Raw genomic sequence first — 15649 nt, 5'->3', positions numbered from 1 at the left:
ACACCCCTCATCCGAGCGCCTCCGGCGCCCACCTTCTCCCTCAAGGGGAGAAGGAGAAAAAACAGAGTCCAATTCGTCTGAATCTTCTGAAATCTCCCCTGTTGGAAGGGCAGTCTAGCACGGGCGGAAAAGGGGGGATGGCCGTTTCCACGAAGCCTAGCCTGTCGCTCTCAGGTTCACCGCGCCGCTGCGCTCGCGCGGCATGACCACGACGTGGCCGTTCAGGCGCTGGAAGTGCAGGTCGATCACCCCGTCGCCGACCTTCAGCCGCGTGATCGACAGCCGATCCAGCCCGGCGGGCAGGGCGGGATTGTTGACCTCGACCAGGCCCTCGGCGGCGTCGATGCTCAGGCCCAGGACCGATTGCATCATCAGGAAGACCGAACCCGCCGCCCAGGCCTGTGGCAGGCAGGCGACCGGATAGGCGATGGGCGGCTCGCCGGTCTCGCGCACGAAGCCGCAGAACAGTTCGGGCAGGCGCATCTGGAAATGGGCGGCCGAGCCGTAGATCTCGCCCAGCAGCATGGCGACGGCCCGCCGCTCGCCGTAGCGGGCCATGCCCGCCGCCGCCAGGGCCGTATCGTGCGGCCAGACCGAGCCGTTGTGATAGCTCATCGGATTGTAGCGGGCCTGTCCCTTGGCCAGGGTTCGCAGGCCCCATCCCGAGCGGAACTCGGCCGTCAGCATCCGCCGCGTCACCCGCCGCGCCCGCTCATGCGAGGGCAGGCCGGTGAACAGCAGGTGCCCGGCATTGGAGGCGACGGCGCGGCACTGTTCCCCGTCGCCGTCCAGGGCGATGGCGTAGAAACCCTCGTCCTCCATCCAGTAGCGGTCCTCGACCAGGGCGCGCAGCGCCTCGGACCGCGCGGCCCATTCGAGGGCGCGGCCGTCGCCCAGCACCGCGCCCATCTCGGCCAGGGCCTTCCAGGCGGCGAAGGCGTAGCCCTGGACCTCCAGCAGGGCGACCGGCCCCTTGGGAAAGCGGCCGTCGGCGTGGAAGATGGAGTCTTCAGAGTCCTTCCAGCCCTGGTTCGACAGGCCCGTGTCCGCCGCGCGGGCGTAGTCGATCAGGCCGTCGCCGTTGCTGTCGCCATAGTCGCGTATCCACCCCGCCGCCGCGATCAGGTTGGGCCACAGGGCGCGGATGGTCCGATAGTCGTTGGTGCGTTTGGCGTAGGCGCCGGCCAGGGCGATGAACAGGCAGGTGGTGTCGACCCCGCCGTAGTAGAGGCCGAAGGGCACCTCGCCCAGGACGCTCATCTCGCCGCCGCGCGTCTCGTGCATGATCTTGCCGGGGGCGGAGTCCATGAAGGCGTTGCTTTCGGTCGCCTGACGCGAGGCCAGATAGGTCAGCACCCCCTTGGCCAGGCCGGGGTCGATCCACAGCATCTGCCAGGAGGTGATGATCCCATCGCGCCCGAACGGGGTCGAGAACCAGGGCGTCCCGGCGTAAGGGTAGGGGCCGGTCGGCAGGTCGGTGACAAGCAGGGCGATGTCGGCCCGCGATTGCCGCAGCCAATCGTTGAAGCCCTGGTTGCGCCCGCCCTCGACGATGGCGCCGCGCCGCAGCCGTCGCCGCATGGCCAGCCGCGCCAGGATGGCGTGCCAGCGCCAGCGCGCCTCGTCCGGCTGCTCGCAGGCGTCCAGGCCGCACTCGACGAACAGGTCCAGGCTGCGGCCGCGCGGCAGGCTGAACATGAACTCGGCCCGGTTGGCGCTGAGACGGGCGGGCGGTTCGGAAAAGGCCAGGCAACTGGTGCGCGTCACCCCGTCCAGCCCGGTGTAGCTGAAGGTCACGCGCCGCCCGTCGATCACCGGCGGATGGATTTCACCGTGCTGGAGCCGCGCCGTGCCGCGCACCTGGAAGATGTCGGCGAAGTCCGCATCGAACTCGAACGTCAGCGGCAGCAGGATGTCCTCGACGCCGTGATTGACCATCCGCACGCGCTCGAACAGCCGCCGGTCCCACAGGAAGCGCCGCCGCTCCAGATGCAGCACGCCCGCCGGGGCCGAGCGCCCGCCCATCGGCGGCAAGGGCCGGTTGGTCGAGTGGCAGGTGAAAAAGACGTTGTCCTTGGTCACGCCCGAGCTGAGCCGAGACGGCCGCGTCCGCCCGACCGCCAGGACGAAACGGGACAGCAGCCGCGTGTCCCGCTCGAACAGGCCGTCGGCGCCCGCCTTCACGTCTCCCCAGTGATCGGCGACCAGGAAGGCGTCGCCGTCCTTCAGCGCCATCAGGGTTTCGAGCCCGTCCTGGTCATTGGTGTCGGCGGCCGTGGCCTGGACCGAATAGGCGTCGTCCATAAGCGTCTCCGCTTGCGGTTCGTCCCCCCGGCTAGGTTCAGAAGTCAACGGCCGGGGCGCGGTTCAGTTCAGATGAAAACGGTGTTCGTCGTCGGGTCGGGAGGGTCAGACTAGGGCGGCGAAGCTGCGCTCCTCCTCGATCGTCCGCATAGGCGCCGCGAACGGCCGCTGCGCCAGAAGATCGGCGTAGACGTCCAGGTATCGCCGCGCCATCGCCGTGGCCGAGAAGCGCAGGTCGAACCGCGCGCGGATCGCTTCCCGGTCCAGCCGGTGCGCCTGCGCGGCGGCGGCGACCGCCTCGTCCATGGTCGAGACCAGGAAGCCGGTGGCCCCGTCCTCGATGATCTCGGGCGTCGAGCCGCAGGCGAAGGCCACGACGGGCGTGCCGCAGGCCATGGCCTCGATCATCACCAGGCCGAACGGCTCGGGCCAGTCGATGGGGAACAGCAGGGCCTCGGCCCCGCCCAGGAAGGCGGACTTCTGATCGTCGCCGATCTCGCCGACGAACTCGACCAGGGGATTGCCGCGCACCAGGGGTTCGATTTCCGTCTCCCAATAGGTGCGGTCGGCGGCGTCGATCTTGGCCGCGATCTTCAGGGGCTTGTTCAGCCGGGTCGCGATCTCGATGGCGCGGTCGGGCCGCTTCTCGGGCGAGATGCGGCCCAGGAAGGCGAGATAACCCTGCGACCGGGGCGAGAAGCGGTAAAGATCGCCCGGGATGCCGTGATGGACGGTCGCCCGCCAGTTGGCGTGGGGCAGGGGGCGGCGCTGATCGTCCGAGATCGACACCAGGCCGTATTCGGTCCAGCGGTCGTAGATCGGGGCGAGATCCTTCAGGTCCAGCCGCCCATGCAGGGTCGTCACCGTCTTGTCCGCCCACCCCTCGAAGAAGGGGAAGTGGATCATGTCGGTGTGGAAGTGGATGACGTCGAAGCGGTCGGCACGGTCCAGCACCTCCGCCAACTGGTTCATGTGGGCGGCCAGATCGGACTTTAGTGCGGCGGGGTCCAGACGGATGGCCTGGTCTCTGACCGGGATCAGACGGGCGCGCGTGCGCGCGTCGGCGCTGGCGAACAGGGTGACCTCGTGCCCCAGTTCGACCAGGGCGTCGGTCAGGTGGGCGACCACGCGCTCCGTGCCGCCGTAAAGCCGGGGCGGCACGGCCTCGTACAAGGGCGTGACTTGGGCGATCTTCATGGCAGGCTCCTGCGTCGCGTGAAGACGCGGCGCCAAAACCTCAATCCGCGCAGGATCGCCGGGTTCCAGCGTTGCTGGAACGATATTCTTCAACGCCGCCTGTAGGTTATGCGGCGGTCGGAAGCGGCCGCCTTACTGCATTCCCGCCCGGATTTCGGCGCGCAGGGCGTCGATGGGACGCAGGCCCGTATCCGTCTTGAAGCGCCAGTAGGTCCAGCCGTTGCACGCCGGGGCGTTTTCCAAGAGGGCGCCCAGCTTGTGGATCGAGCCGGTCAGGGCGCCGGACACCAGCGAGCCGTCGGCGCGGACGCGGGCTTCATGATCGCCCTTGGGGCAGTAGAGCTTGTCGCCCGGCGCCAGCAGCCCGGCCTCGACCAGGGCGCCGAACGGCACCTTGGGCTCGGCCTTCTTGGAGCCGGTGACGACCAGGTCTTCCGGCGCGGCGGGGATGACCGCCTTGATGCGCTTCTCGGCCAGTTTGGCGTAGGTCTCGTCGCGTTCGATGCCGATGAAGTGACGGCCCAGACGTTTGGCCGCCGCGCCCGTGGTGCCGGTGCCGAAGAAGGGGTCCAGCACCACGTCGCCGACGCGGCTGGCCGACAGCAGCACGCGGTGCAGCAGGGCTTCGGGCTTCTGGGTCGGGTGGGCCTTGTCGCCGTTCTCGTCCTTCAGGCGCTCGCCGCCGGTGCACAGGGCCAGGGTCCAGTCCGAGCGCATCTGGGTGTCTTCGTTGAAGGCCTTCAGCGCGTCGTAGTTGAAGGTGTAGCGCTTCTGCTCGCGCGACTTGGCGGCCCAGATCAGCGTCTCATGGGCGTTGGTGAAGCGCGTGCCCTTGAAGTTCGGCATCGGGTTGGACTTGCGCCAGATGATGTCGTTCAGCACCCAGAAGCCCAGGTCCTGCATCGCCGCGCCTAGGCGGAAGATGTTGTGATAGCTGCCGATGACCCAGAGCGAGCCCTCATCCTTCAGCACCCGGCGGCACTCGCCCAGCCAGGCGCGGGTGAAGGCGTCATAGGCGGCGAAGCTGTCGAACTTGTCCCAGTCGTCGTCGACCGCATCGACCTTGGAGTTGTCGGGACGCAGCAGGTCGCCGCCCAGCTGCAGATTATAGGGCGGGTCGGCGAAAACCATATCCACCGACTTGTCCGGCAGGCCCTTCAGCACCTCGATGCAGTCGCCACGCAGGATGACGTCGGTCTTCAACTCGGACATGGAAAGGCGGCCCCTAGACGGATTAGGCGCTTATGGTGAATCCTTACGGTTAAGGCGGAGTAACCAAGATTCACGCGTCGGCGATTGCGTTGATTGCGTTGCGGCGAAACGGGGCCATAATCGCCGCATGGAAATGGCGGTCAGACCTTGCTGATAGCGTCCGTGCGGGCTTGACGCCCCCGAGCGGCGCACCCTGTGCGAGCCGGTTTCGCCCGGCGCATTCAGGCTGCGCGCTTCATACTCTTCGATAAAAATTCCAAGGCCGCCCGGCGCTGACCGGCTGCGGCCGCGCACATAGAGATTTCCATGACTCAGGTTTTCGAAAGCCCGTTCAAGGGGCGACTGCTGTCCGATCTGGCGATCAATCCGAACATCATCGTCGGGCGCTACAGCTATTATTCCGGCTGGTATCACGGCCACGGCTTTGACGACTGCGCCCGCTATCTGATGACCGAACCGGGCGTGGATCGGCTGATCATCGGCGCCTTCTGCTCGATCGGCAGCGGCTCCGCCTTCATCATGGCCGGCAATCAGGGGCACCGGAACGACTGGGCCAGTTCCTTCCCCTTCTTCTACATGCCCGAGGTTCCGCATTTCGCCGGGTCGGTCGACGCCTTCCAACCGGCGGGCGACACGGTCATCGGCAACGACGTCTGGATCGGCAGCGAGGCGATCATCATGCCGGGCGTGAAGGTTGGCGACGGCGCCGTGATCGGCACGCGGGCGCTGGTGACGCGCGACGTCGAGCCCTACGCCATCGTCGGCGGCAATCCGGCCAAGGTCATCCGCAAGCGGTTCGACGACGGCAGCATCGCCATGCTGTTGGAGATGAAGTGGTGGGACTGGGACGACGCCCGGCTGGGCGAGGCCATGCCCCTGCTGTGCAGCGGCGACATCGCGGCCCTACACGCCTTCTGGCGCGAATGGGCTGAGGTCCAGGCGGCATAAACCCGCTCATCCCGGCGAAGGTATGGTGCAAATCGCATCCTGTTTGAGCTATGGGGCGAAGATGATCCGTCGTCTTCGCCCCGTTCCGTTCGCCCTCGGGCCTGTCCACTTCGTCGGCATCGGCGGCATCGGCATGAGCGGCATCGCCGAGATCATGCTGAAGATCGGCTATCAGGTGCAGGGCTCGGACGCCAAGGCCAGCGCCAACACCGAGCGGCTGGAGAAGCTGGGCGCCCGTATCTATATCGGCCACGACGCCGCCCATGTGACGGAGGGCGTCTCGGCGGTGGTCTATTCCACGGCGGTCAAGGCGACCAACCCCGAGCTGACGGTGGCCCGAGAACGCCGCATCCCTCTGGTGCGCCGGGCCGAGATGCTGGCCGAGCTGATGCGGCTGCAATTCTCGATCGGCGTCGGCGGCACTCACGGCAAGACGACGACGACCTCCATGGTCGCGGCCCTGCTGGACGCCGGATCGCTGGATCCGACGGTGGTCAACGGCGGCATCATCAACGCCTACGGCACCAACGCCAAGGTCGGCGAGGGCGACTGGATGGTCGTCGAGGCGGACGAGAGCGACGGCTCCTTCCTGCGCCTGAAGTGCACGGTCGCGATCATCACCAACATCGACCCGGAGCACCTGGACCACTACGGCGATTTCGACGCGGTGAAGAAGGCGTTCGGCGACTTCATCGAAGACATTCCCTTCTACGGCTTCGGCGTGGTCTGTCTGGATCACCCCGAGGTGCAGAAGCTGGCGGCCCAGATCGATAACCGCCGTCTGGTCACCTATGGCCTCAATCCGCAGGCTATGGTCCGCGCCGACAATGTGCGCATGGACCCGGACGGATCACGCTTCGACGTGGTGATCCAGGGGCAGGGCATGGCCGCCCTGGGCGAGCCCGCGCGCATCGAGAACCTGCACCTGCCGATGGCGGGCTGGCACAACGTCTCCAACGCCCTGGCCGCTATCGCCGTGGCGCGCGAGATCGGCGTGGACGACGACGCCATCCGCACGGGCCTGGCCGGCTTCGGCGGGGTCAAGCGCCGCTTCACCACCACGGGCGTGGCCCACGGCGTGCGCGTCATCGACGACTATGGCCACCATCCGGTCGAGATCGCCGCCGTGCTGAAGGCCGCCCGCCAGGTGGTCCAGAACGCGGACAACACCGGCCGCGTCATCGCCGTGGTCCAGCCGCACCGCTACACCCGACTGCGCGATCTGATGGAGGACTTCTCCACCTGCTTCTCGGACGCGGACAGCGTGCTGGTCGCCGACGTCTATCCGGCGGGCGAGCAACCGATCGAGGGCGTCGACAAGCACGCCCTGGTCGAGGGCGTCCGCCGCTACGGCCACCGCCACGTCGCCGCGCTGGAGAACGCGGCCGTCCTGCCGCGCGTCATCAAGGACGAGGCCAAGCCGGGCGACCTGGTGGTTCTTCTGGGCGCCGGCGACATCACCAGCTGGGCCTACGCCCTGCCGGCGCAGCTGGAGGCGCTGGGCTGAGGGTCAGCCCAGGTAGCGGCCGATCATGCTGCCGATGAAGAAGCAGAACAGGCTGGTCATGGCGAAGGCCGTGACAAAGGCGCCGAGCCATTCGACGCGGGCCTGAAGCCTCAGGGTTTCGGTTGGGTCCAGCAGGTCTGCGCGAATCTTCTTCATGTCGCCTTCCAGGAGCAGCATGACGACCGCCATGCCGCCCAGCAGCGGCAGCCAGGCCGTCAGCAGGGCCGCCAGCGACCCGGCCGAGGCTCGCCTCGCGCTATACCGGCCGATGAACTCCTGTATGATCGCCTGATGGCCGAGCGGCAGGTAGACGAAGAGCAGAAGGCTAATCGCGGCCAGATAGAGCAGGACGTAAAAGGCTCGCTGTCCAAGGCTGACCGGCGCGACGGGCGGCGGTTCGGTCGGTTCTGAAAAGGCGTCAGGGATCGCCGCGCCGCGCATGAAGTCGCCCGCCATGCGTCGTTTTTCGATGTGCCAGAACCAGCGATAGTTCCCGGCGTGGGCCAGCGGCAAAAAGACCAGGGCCATCAGGACCGTCAGCACGCCGTTCAACGACTGTTCGAACGTCAGGTCGCGCCCGACAGCCTCGGCGGCGAACAGCAGGCCTATGCAGACGGCGCCGAGGCCGAACACGCTGGGCGGCGTGATGACGAGGATCAGCAGAATGGATCGCAACGGCTCCCGAAGCGTCGGCAGAAGGCGCTTGCTCTTGCGTGCGGGGGTGGATCGGGGCATCGCAGCTTTATCGCACATTGAACGTGCATGAGATTTGAATGACGACCTGGACTGAAGCTCTTCCTGATGTGCGCGGCAAGCTGCTGCTGAACGAGCCGCTGGGCCCCTACACCTGGTTTCGCGTGGGCGGGGCGGCGGACGCCCTGTTCATTCCGGCCGACGCCGATGATCTGGCCGACTTCCTCAAGGCCCTGCCCGAGGATGTGCCGGTGACGGTGATCGGCGTCGGGTCCAATCTGATCGTGCGCGACGGCGGGGTCGAGGGCGTCGTGATCCGTCTGGCGGGCCGCGCCTGGGGCCAGGTGACGACCGATGGCGTCATGGTCACGGCGGGCGCCGGCGCCCTGGACAGCATGGTGGCGCGCGCCTCGGCCAAGGCGGGCATCGCCGGGCTTGAGTTCTATGCGGGCATTCCCGGCTCGATCGGCGGCGCCCTGACGATGAATGCGGGCTGCTATGGCTCGGAAACCAAGGACGTGTTGGTTTCGGCCTGGGGCCTGAACCGCAAGGGCGAGCGGGTCGAGCTGGCCCTGGCCGACTTCGGCTACACCTACCGCCATTCCAACGCTCCGGCGGACATCATCTGGATCGAGGCGACTTATCGCGGAACGCCCGACGCGTCCGAGGCCGTCGCCGCCCGGATCAGCGAGATCACCGCGCGTCGAGAGAAGACCCAGCCGATCCGTGAAAAGACCGGCGGCTCGACCTTCAAGAACCCGGAAGGCCATTCCTCATGGAAACTGGTCGATGAGGCGGGCTGGCGCGGCAAGTTGCACGCCGAGCCTGCACCGCATGGGGGCGGCGGCGCCAAGTTCAGCGAGCTGCACTCCAACTTTATGATCAACCCCGGCGAGGCGACCGCCGCCGACATCGAGGGTTTGGGCGAAGCCGTCCGCGCCGATGTGCTGGCGAAGACCGGCGTGCAGCTGAACTGGGAGATCAAGCGGATCGGGCGTCCTTAATCCTTCTCCCCTTGAGGGAGAAGGAAGAGGATGACGAATTTCCTTCCACGACCCCGTATCGTTTCCAACCGGTTAACCGTATTCAGGGCATAGGGGTGGGCTAGTCTTCGGATGTCGCCATGCGTACGCCCCTGAACACCCTCCATGTCGCTGTCCTGATGGGCGGTCTGTCGTCGGAACGCGAAGTCTCGCTGTCCTCGGGCCGCGGCTGCGCCGATGCGCTTGAGGGACAGGTCGGCAAGGTCACGCGGGTCGACGCCGGACGCGATCTGGCTCAGGTGTTGACGGCGCTGAAGCCCGATGTCGTCTTCAACGCCCTGCACGGCAAATGGGGCGAGGACGGTTGCGTCCAGGGCATCCTCGAGACGCTGAAGATTCCCTACACCCACTCCGGCGTCCTGGCCTCGGCCCTGGCGATGGACAAGGACAAGTCCAAGGCCGTGTTGCAGGCGGCCGGCGTCATCGTGCCCGGCGGCGGCCTGTTCGACCGGCATGAGGTGGCGTCGCGCCACGTCATCGACCCGCCCTATGTGGTCAAGCCGAACGCCGAAGGCTCCTCCGTCGGCGTCTTCCTGGTGCGCGAGGGTGCCAACCGTCCAGTGGCCGAGGTCGGCGCCGACGACTGGACCTATGGCGATCAGGTCATGGTCGAGCCCTTCATTCCCGGCAAGGAACTGGCGGTCAGCGTGATCGGCGAGGCGACCGGCCCGCGCGCCCTGACCATCACCGACATCACCCCGACCAAGGGTTTCTACGACTACGAGGCCAAATACGCGCCCGGCGGATCGCGCCATGTCCTGCCTGCCGAGCTGCCGCCGCACGTTTTTGACAAGGCTTTACGTCAGGCCGAGCTGGCCCACGCGGCCATGGGGTGCCGAGGCGTCTCTCGCGCCGACTTCCGTTATGACGATGTTAACGACGTTCTCGTTCTGTTGGAGGTGAACACCCAGCCCGGCATGACCCCGACCTCGCTCGTTCCCGAGCAGGCGGCCTTTGTCGGTATGGATTATCGCGAACTGGTTCGTTGGATGGTGGAGGACGCCTCATGCCCGCGGTAGTGCGCGGCGGTCGGCGACAGTCTTCGGGCAAGGGCGGCGCGCGCGGCGCTCCGTCCGGCCGCGCGGCCGAGATCGGCCGTCTGGACATGTCGCCGCGCGTCGTGGCGGCGACCCTGGTGGTCGGCGTCGGCATACTGGCGGCCGTGCTGGCCACGGGCGCGCGGGCCGAGCGCATCTCCACCGCCGTCTCCGAACGCTTTGACTCGGTCACGACCGGCATGGGGCTGAAGGTGCGCCAGATCCACGTCACCGGCGCCTCGCCCGAGGCCGCCGCGGCCGTGCGCGCCGCCGTCGGCGTCCATGCCGATCAGCCCATCGTCAGCCTGGACCTCGCCGCTGTGCGTGACCGGGTTCAGACCGTCGGCTGGGTCAAGGAGGCGCGCGTGGTGCGCCTGCTGCCCGACACCCTGATCGTGGACGTCAAGGAACACGACCGTCTCGCCGTCTGGCAGGTGGGGGGCAAGGCCCACGTCATCGACGCCCAGGGCATCGTGATTCCCGGCGCCGACGCGGGCCGTTATCCGCGTCTGCCGCTAGTGGTGGGCAAGGGCGCCGATCAGGCCGCCTCCGACGTGCTGCCTCTGCTGGCCCAGCGCCCGCGCCTGATGGCCAAGATCGACGCCCTGGTCCGCGTGGACGAGCGCCGCTGGGATCTGCGTCTCAAGGACGGCGCCCTGATCCAGCTGCCTGCCGTGGATCAGGAATCCGCCCTTATCCGCCTCGACGCCCTGGATCAGCGCGAACGCCTGCTGGACCTGGGCTTCGCCCGTATCGACCTTCGCACGCCGGAAGAAGTGGCCGTCCGCCCTTCCGAAGGCGCTGTTTGACTATCTGACCCTCAAGGACACGACCCCATGGTTGGACGCAGCCGAGACATCAAGCCGGAACAGGGCAGGGGCGCGCCGCGCGCGCCGGTCGTGGCCGCGCTCGATCTCGGCCAGGCCAAGGTCGCCTGCTTCATCATGAAGCCGGACGGCGTGCGCCACGCCGACCGCACCATCCGCGTCGCCGGGGCGGGCCACGTCCAGTCGCGCGGCGTCAAGGGCGGGGCCATCGTCAACATGGACGAGACGGCTCAGGCCATCGGCCACGCCGTCGAACGCGCCGAGCGCGCGGCGGGCGCCCCCGTCTCCGGCGTCGTCGTCACCACGGCTATCGGCCAGATGGCCAGCCACCGGGTGCAGGCGCGCGTCTCGCTCGGCTCTCACCCGATCAGCGACGCCGATCTGGCCCGCGCCATCGGCATGGCCCTGGCCCAGATCCGCCTGCCCAACCGTCGTCCGATCCACGTCCTGCCCATCGCCTGGTCGGTGGACGGCGCGCGCGGCGTCCACGACCCGCGCTCGATGCGCGGCGGCTCGCTGGGGTTGGACCTGCTGGTCGTTTCCATGTCCGAGGGATCGTTCAACGCCCTCAGCCACTGCCTCGAGCTGGCCCACCTGGACCTTCAGGGCGTGGCCGCTGCGCCGGTCGTCTCCTCCCTCGCCGCGCTGGAAGAGGATGAGATGGAACTGGGCGCCCTGTGCATCGACATGGGCGGCGGCTCGACCTCGGCGGCGGTCTGGGGCGGGCGCTCCCTGCTGCATATCGAAAGCCTGAACGTCGGCGGCGACCATGTGACCGCCGACATCGCGCGCGGCCTGTCGACCTCGCGCGTCGGCGCCGAGCGTCTGAAGACCCTGCACGGATCGGCAATGGCGTCGGCCAATGAAGACCGCGAAATGCTGGAAGCCCCGCCGCGCGGCGAAGACGCCTCGGCTGGCCCCGTCATCGTCCCGCGCGCCATGCTGAAAACCGTCATCGCCCCGCGCGTGGAAGAGACGCTGGAGCTGCTGCGCGACCGCCTGAAACACGCCGGCATGGGCCTCGAGCCCGGCGCAGGCCTCGTCCTCACCGGTGGCGCCAGCCAGTTGAACGGCGTGCGCGAACTGGCCGTGCGCGTCTTCGACCGCCCGGTCCGCCTGGGCCGTCCGCAACGCGCGCCCCACCTGGCCGATGCTGCGGCCGGCCCGGCCTTCTGCTCGGCCGCCGGCGTCCTGCTCCGCGCGGCCTATGGCCCGCGCGAGGCGGTCTCCGCCCGCAAGCTGATGTCCCGCCAGATCACCGCCGCCGACGCGCCCAAGGTGCATCGCGGCGGCATGGTCGCCCGCGCAGCGGGCTGGCTGCGGGACAACCTGTAAGGGTTTGCCGCTTCACTCTTAGACGGCGTGTTGCCGCTTAGGTACTGGGACTTGCTGCATTCTGTGCGCGCCCCCTAGGGCGCGTTAGATTTGCCGTGGCGTCGAATTTTGGACGCCTTTCGGTTGGGGTAGGCGATAATAAATATCCTTATATTTCAGTAAGATATATTTGGATTGAAGGCTGTCTGTGGCTTGATTGTGACTCTTTCGACATAAATGTGTTGGCATTGCGCCGTTCTTCTTGAGTGGCCTGAATTCCTCGTTAGGTTGGAGAGCTTCAGTGTCGAATGTGTTTCGGCACGTTTAATTTCCCCAGTTGGGGGAGTTGATCGTGAATATTAGGAATAAAGAGCGTCTTTTGAGCTCGACGATTGTCGCGGGTTTGGCCGTCGGCATGATGGCGGTAACGCCTGCTGCAGCTTCCGCGCAGTCGCAACAAGAAGATGATCAATCGGCCGCGTCGGGCCAGCCGACCACGGTTGAGGAAGTCGTGGTGGTGGGGTCGCGCATTCGTCGCGACAACTATAATTCGCCGTCGCCTGTTCAGGTCGTCACGCGTGAAGAAACCACTCTCGCAGGCTTCAACTCGACCACGGAAGTGCTGCAAGGCACTGCGATCACCGGGGGCACCGAGCAGATCAACAACGCCTATGCGGGTTTCGTCACCAATGGCGGCCCTGGCGCCAACACGTTGTCGCTGCGCGGTCTGGGGGCGACCCGGACCCTGCTGCTTCTGAATGGCCGCCGTCTGGCTCCGGCTGGTTCGCGTGGTTCTGTCGGCTCGGCTGACTTGAACGTCCTGCCGACCGCGATGATCGAGCGTATTGAGGTTCTGAAAGACGGCGCGTCTTCGATTTACGGCTCCGACGCTGTGGCCGGCGTGGTGAACATTATCACCCGCAACAATATCGAAGGCATCACCATTGAGGGGCAGTTCAATGCGCCTACCGATGCGGACAACGAAGGTCAGCAATCGCGCTTCTCGATCGTGGCTGGCGCGACTGGCGACCGTTGGCATGTCGCGGGTTCAGCTGAGTATCACAACCGTCAGGAACTCACGCTGGGCGCTCGGGATTGGGCGCGATGCGCCATCGACGGTTATGTGAACGGTGATGATTTCATCGACCCGCGGACCGGAAAGTCGAAGTGCTACACGATCGACGGCGGTGGTGCGACCATCAATACTCTGGGCATTACTCGCGAGATCGCGCCTGCGCCGAATGGCGACCGTCGTTTCGCCGGGGTGGCGGGTGTTCCGGGCTTCGGCGCTTCGGGCGCGACATTCACGCGCTGGCGTCCGAACGGCTCCGTCACCACGGGCGTCCCGGGTTTTGAGGGTGTGGGCTACTACGACCGTGACAGCTTTACGCCTGACATGCTCAAGGAGTCGCTGATCTCGCCGGTGGAGACGGTAACTCTTTACGCTGAGGGTGCTTATGATCTTCAAGCTCTAGGTAATGCAGAGGTTTATGCGGAATCTCTATTCAACAACCGTTCTTCATCATCTGTCGCTTATCGTCAGTTGTCCCTTGATTATCTTAAGGGAAGCCCTCTAATCCCGTCGCAACTTCAGTTCGCAACGTTCTCTGGCCCGACGGAAACCAGCCCTTTGACCGGTCCGGCAGCTAATGCCGATGTCGGTGTCCGCGTCTTCGCTGGGTTTGGTCTCTATGACAGCACTCAAGAAGTTGAGTTCTTCAAGCAGGTTGTCGGCCTGCGTGGCGATTTTATCGTACCGAACTGGCGTTATGATGTTTACGCCAGCTATTCGAAGTCCGACGCCACCTACATGTTTGAGCAGGTCATCACCAATCTGCTGCGGGACTCTCTGGATGTTGTGGCCGCACCGGCGGGAACGCCGGCCGGGCTGACGCGCCAGGGCATTCTGGGTACGACCGGAGCGATGGGGACTGTGACCTGCCGCACCAACGTCGGCAACGCTAATCCGAACTGCATTCCCGCGCCGTTCCTGACGGCGGCGACGGTCGGCGGTGAGTTCCCGCAGGATTGGTACAACCACGTGTTCCGTCCGGTTACGGGCTCCACGGAGTACGATGAAAAGGTGGTCAGCATCGGCTTGGACGGCCCGCTGTTCCAGCTGCCTGCAGGCGAGGTTTCGGCCTTTGTCGGCGCTGAATGGCGTGAGGCCTCGATCGATGACACGCCGGGCCTGGATATGCAGACTGGCAACATCTACGGCTTCTCGACGGCGGGTATTACGCGCGGTTCGGACAGTGTTTGGGAGGTGTTCGGGGAAGTTGATGTTCCCCTGCTGGCCAATGTGCCCCTGGCTCAGTCGCTGACGTTGAACGCGTCCTTCCGCTACACCGACTACAAGTCTTATGGGGATGATACGACCTATAAGCTCGGCTTGGTCTGGACGCCCGTTGAATGGCTTACTCTGCGCGGAACCTACGGCACATCCTACCGTGCTCCCGCCCTGTTCGAGCAGTTTGTGGGCGCCACCAGCGGCTTCATCGGCGGCGGCAACGACCCCTGCAGCGAAATGACGCCGAGAGATCCAGCCGCCTTGGTCGCCAACTGCGCCACCGAGGGGTATGATAACACCTTCGTTCAGACCAGCAGCGTTACCGTGATTACGTCGGGCGGTGCTGAAGCTGGTCTGCAGGCGGAAACCTCGGACAACATGACTATTGGCGCGGTTTTCCAGCCGACCTTGCCGTCTGGTTGGGGCGATCTGTCCTTCGCGGTGGACTACTATGAGATTGAGGTGAACGACGGCGTGTCGCGTATCGGTGCCGGCGCAATCCTGAACCTTTGCTATACGTCATCGGCTGCGGACTTCGCTGCGGATGCGGGCTACTGCGCGCTTGTCGATCGTGACAACAATGGTCGGATGACCGTTCACGACAGCTACGTCAACGTGGCGACGGACGTTGTGAAGGGGCTGGATTACACCGTCCGCTATCGTCGTGACATCGGGCCGGGCTCTGCTCTGTTCAATCTTAACGTGTCGCAGATGACGGAGCGCTACAGCACCTTGTTCGACACTGACCCGATTTATGATGAGGTGGGTACGATCGGTACGCCGGAGTTTTCTGCAAACTTCGACGCCACCTACACCTGGGACAAGTGGCGCGTTCGCTATGGCGTGGAGTGGATTTCGGCTGCTGGGTATGAAGAGTATTACGCCAACCGCTATGGTCCGTCTCTGATCAACGACTACGGTATCAACACGGAAGTCGATGACTACTACCTGCATAGCGCGTCGGTTCAGTACCGTGCGGATGATTGGGCTGTGACGGTTGGTGTTCGGAACCTATTCAATCAAGATCCCACCAGCATTACCGCCGGGTATGCTAGCCGAATGGGTAACCTTCCGTTTTCGTCGGCTTATGACTACGTGGGTCGATCAGCGTTCATCAATCTAACTAAGTCTTTCTAATAGAAGTGATGATTTAGAGACTTTGGAGCGGCGGATGTATGTCCGCCGCTCTTTTTTGTAATTTCAGCTCGGGGATGGTGGAGTGCTGACGTGCCCCTGAGTTTTCATCCAGCGGCGACCAGAGTCCTTGGGTTAGTTAC

At 65.6% G+C, this 15649-nt stretch carries 11 protein-coding genes; 7 read left to right on the top strand and 4 right to left on the bottom strand.

Translation table 11 applies throughout. From position 1 onward, the window contains the following. Positions 1-156: 156 nt before the first annotated feature. From FM111_RS00540 to FM111_RS00530, 3 genes are all read right to left on the bottom strand, one after another. A complete protein-coding gene (locus FM111_RS00540) occupies positions 157-2304 on the bottom strand; it encodes an amylo-alpha-1,6-glucosidase (RefSeq protein ID WP_087138794.1) in 2148 nt (715 codons plus the stop codon). 105 nt (positions 2305-2409) lie between these two features. Beyond that, entirely contained in the window at positions 2410-3501 is a 1092-nt protein-coding gene (locus tag FM111_RS00535) for a glycosyltransferase family 4 protein (protein WP_087138793.1), read from the bottom strand. Between the two features lie 132 nt (positions 3502-3633). Continuing rightward, positions 3634-4713, bottom strand: a complete 1080-nt coding sequence (locus FM111_RS00530) for a site-specific DNA-methyltransferase (RefSeq protein ID WP_087138792.1) — start codon at positions 4711-4713, stop codon at positions 3634-3636. A 306-nt stretch (positions 4714-5019) separates the two neighbouring features. Between FM111_RS00530 and catB the strand changes: the two genes are divergently transcribed. Together catB and murC are read left to right on the top strand one after the other, a co-directional pair. Beyond that, on the top strand, positions 5020-5661 hold the full coding sequence (gene catB / locus FM111_RS00525; protein ID WP_087138791.1) for a type B chloramphenicol O-acetyltransferase: 642 nt from the start codon (positions 5020-5022) through the stop codon (positions 5659-5661). Positions 5662-5722: 61 nt separating this feature from the next. Next, on the top strand, positions 5723-7168 hold the full coding sequence (gene murC, locus FM111_RS00520) for a UDP-N-acetylmuramate--L-alanine ligase (RefSeq protein ID WP_087138796.1): 1446 nt from the start codon (positions 5723-5725) through the stop codon (positions 7166-7168). A 3-nt stretch (positions 7169-7171) separates the two neighbouring features. On the opposite strand, the gene FM111_RS00515 is transcribed toward murC, so the two are convergent. Next, complete coding sequence (locus FM111_RS00515) at positions 7172-7903, bottom strand: hypothetical protein (RefSeq protein WP_143276009.1); 732 nt, start codon at positions 7901-7903, stop codon at positions 7172-7174. Positions 7904-7941: 38 nt separating this feature from the next. On the opposite strand from FM111_RS00515, the gene murB reads away from it, so the two are divergent. The 5 genes from murB (at position 7942) to FM111_RS00490 (ending at position 15509) form a co-directional block, all read left to right on the top strand. Next, positions 7942-8865: a UDP-N-acetylmuramate dehydrogenase gene (gene murB / locus FM111_RS00510; RefSeq protein ID WP_087138789.1), complete on the top strand. Its 924-nt coding sequence runs from the start codon at positions 7942-7944 to the stop codon at positions 8863-8865. Between the two features lie 119 nt (positions 8866-8984). Next, a complete protein-coding gene (locus FM111_RS00505; protein ID WP_087138788.1) occupies positions 8985-9923 on the top strand; it encodes a D-alanine--D-alanine ligase in 939 nt (312 codons plus the stop codon). Further along, positions 9911-10750, top strand: coding sequence for a cell division protein FtsQ/DivIB (locus tag FM111_RS00500; RefSeq protein WP_087138787.1), 840 nt, complete (start codon positions 9911-9913; stop codon positions 10748-10750). Before FM111_RS00505 ends, FM111_RS00500 begins: the two co-directional genes overlap by 13 nt. 27 nt (positions 10751-10777) lie before the next feature. Then, positions 10778-12103 (top strand): cell division protein FtsA, encoded by a 1326-nt coding sequence (gene ftsA / locus FM111_RS00495; protein ID WP_087138786.1) that lies wholly within the window; start codon positions 10778-10780, stop codon positions 12101-12103. Between the two features lie 358 nt (positions 12104-12461). Beyond that, positions 12462-15509 carry a TonB-dependent receptor domain-containing protein gene (locus tag FM111_RS00490; protein ID WP_256968023.1) on the top strand — a complete coding sequence of 1016 codons (3048 nt, stop codon included), beginning with the start codon at positions 12462-12464 and terminating at the stop codon, positions 15507-15509. Positions 15510-15649: the final 140 nt, after the last annotated feature.

This window comes from Brevundimonas diminuta 3F5N (genome assembly GCF_900163625.1).
GTDB lineage: Bacteria > Pseudomonadota > Alphaproteobacteria > Caulobacterales > Caulobacteraceae > Brevundimonas > Brevundimonas diminuta_A.
This window is presented reverse-complemented; position numbering and strand designations above follow the sequence as displayed.

What these genes read in the sequence shown, in the direction of transcription:
- FM111_RS00540 (WP_087138794.1), bottom strand. Translation starts at nt 2,304, where the DNA reads ATGGACGACGCCTATTCGGTCCAGGCCACGGCCGCCGACACCAATGAC.
- FM111_RS00535 (WP_087138793.1), bottom strand. Translation starts at nt 3,501, where the DNA reads ATGAAGATCGCCCAAGTCACGCCCTTGTACGAGGCCGTGCCGCCCCGG.
- FM111_RS00530 (WP_087138792.1), bottom strand. Translation starts at nt 4,713, where the DNA reads ATGTCCGAGTTGAAGACCGACGTCATCCTGCGTGGCGACTGCATCGAG.
- catB (WP_087138791.1), top strand. Translation starts at nt 5,020, where the DNA reads ATGACTCAGGTTTTCGAAAGCCCGTTCAAGGGGCGACTGCTGTCCGAT.
- murC (WP_087138796.1), top strand. Translation starts at nt 5,723, where the DNA reads ATGATCCGTCGTCTTCGCCCCGTTCCGTTCGCCCTCGGGCCTGTCCAC.
- FM111_RS00515 (WP_143276009.1), bottom strand. Translation starts at nt 7,903, where the DNA reads ATGCCCCGATCCACCCCCGCACGCAAGAGCAAGCGCCTTCTGCCGACG.
- murB (WP_087138789.1), top strand. Translation starts at nt 7,942, where the DNA reads ATGACGACCTGGACTGAAGCTCTTCCTGATGTGCGCGGCAAGCTGCTG.
- FM111_RS00505 (WP_087138788.1), top strand. Translation starts at nt 8,985, where the DNA reads ATGCGTACGCCCCTGAACACCCTCCATGTCGCTGTCCTGATGGGCGGT.
- FM111_RS00500 (WP_087138787.1), top strand. Translation starts at nt 9,911, where the DNA reads ATGCCCGCGGTAGTGCGCGGCGGTCGGCGACAGTCTTCGGGCAAGGGC.
- ftsA (WP_087138786.1), top strand. Translation starts at nt 10,778, where the DNA reads ATGGTTGGACGCAGCCGAGACATCAAGCCGGAACAGGGCAGGGGCGCG.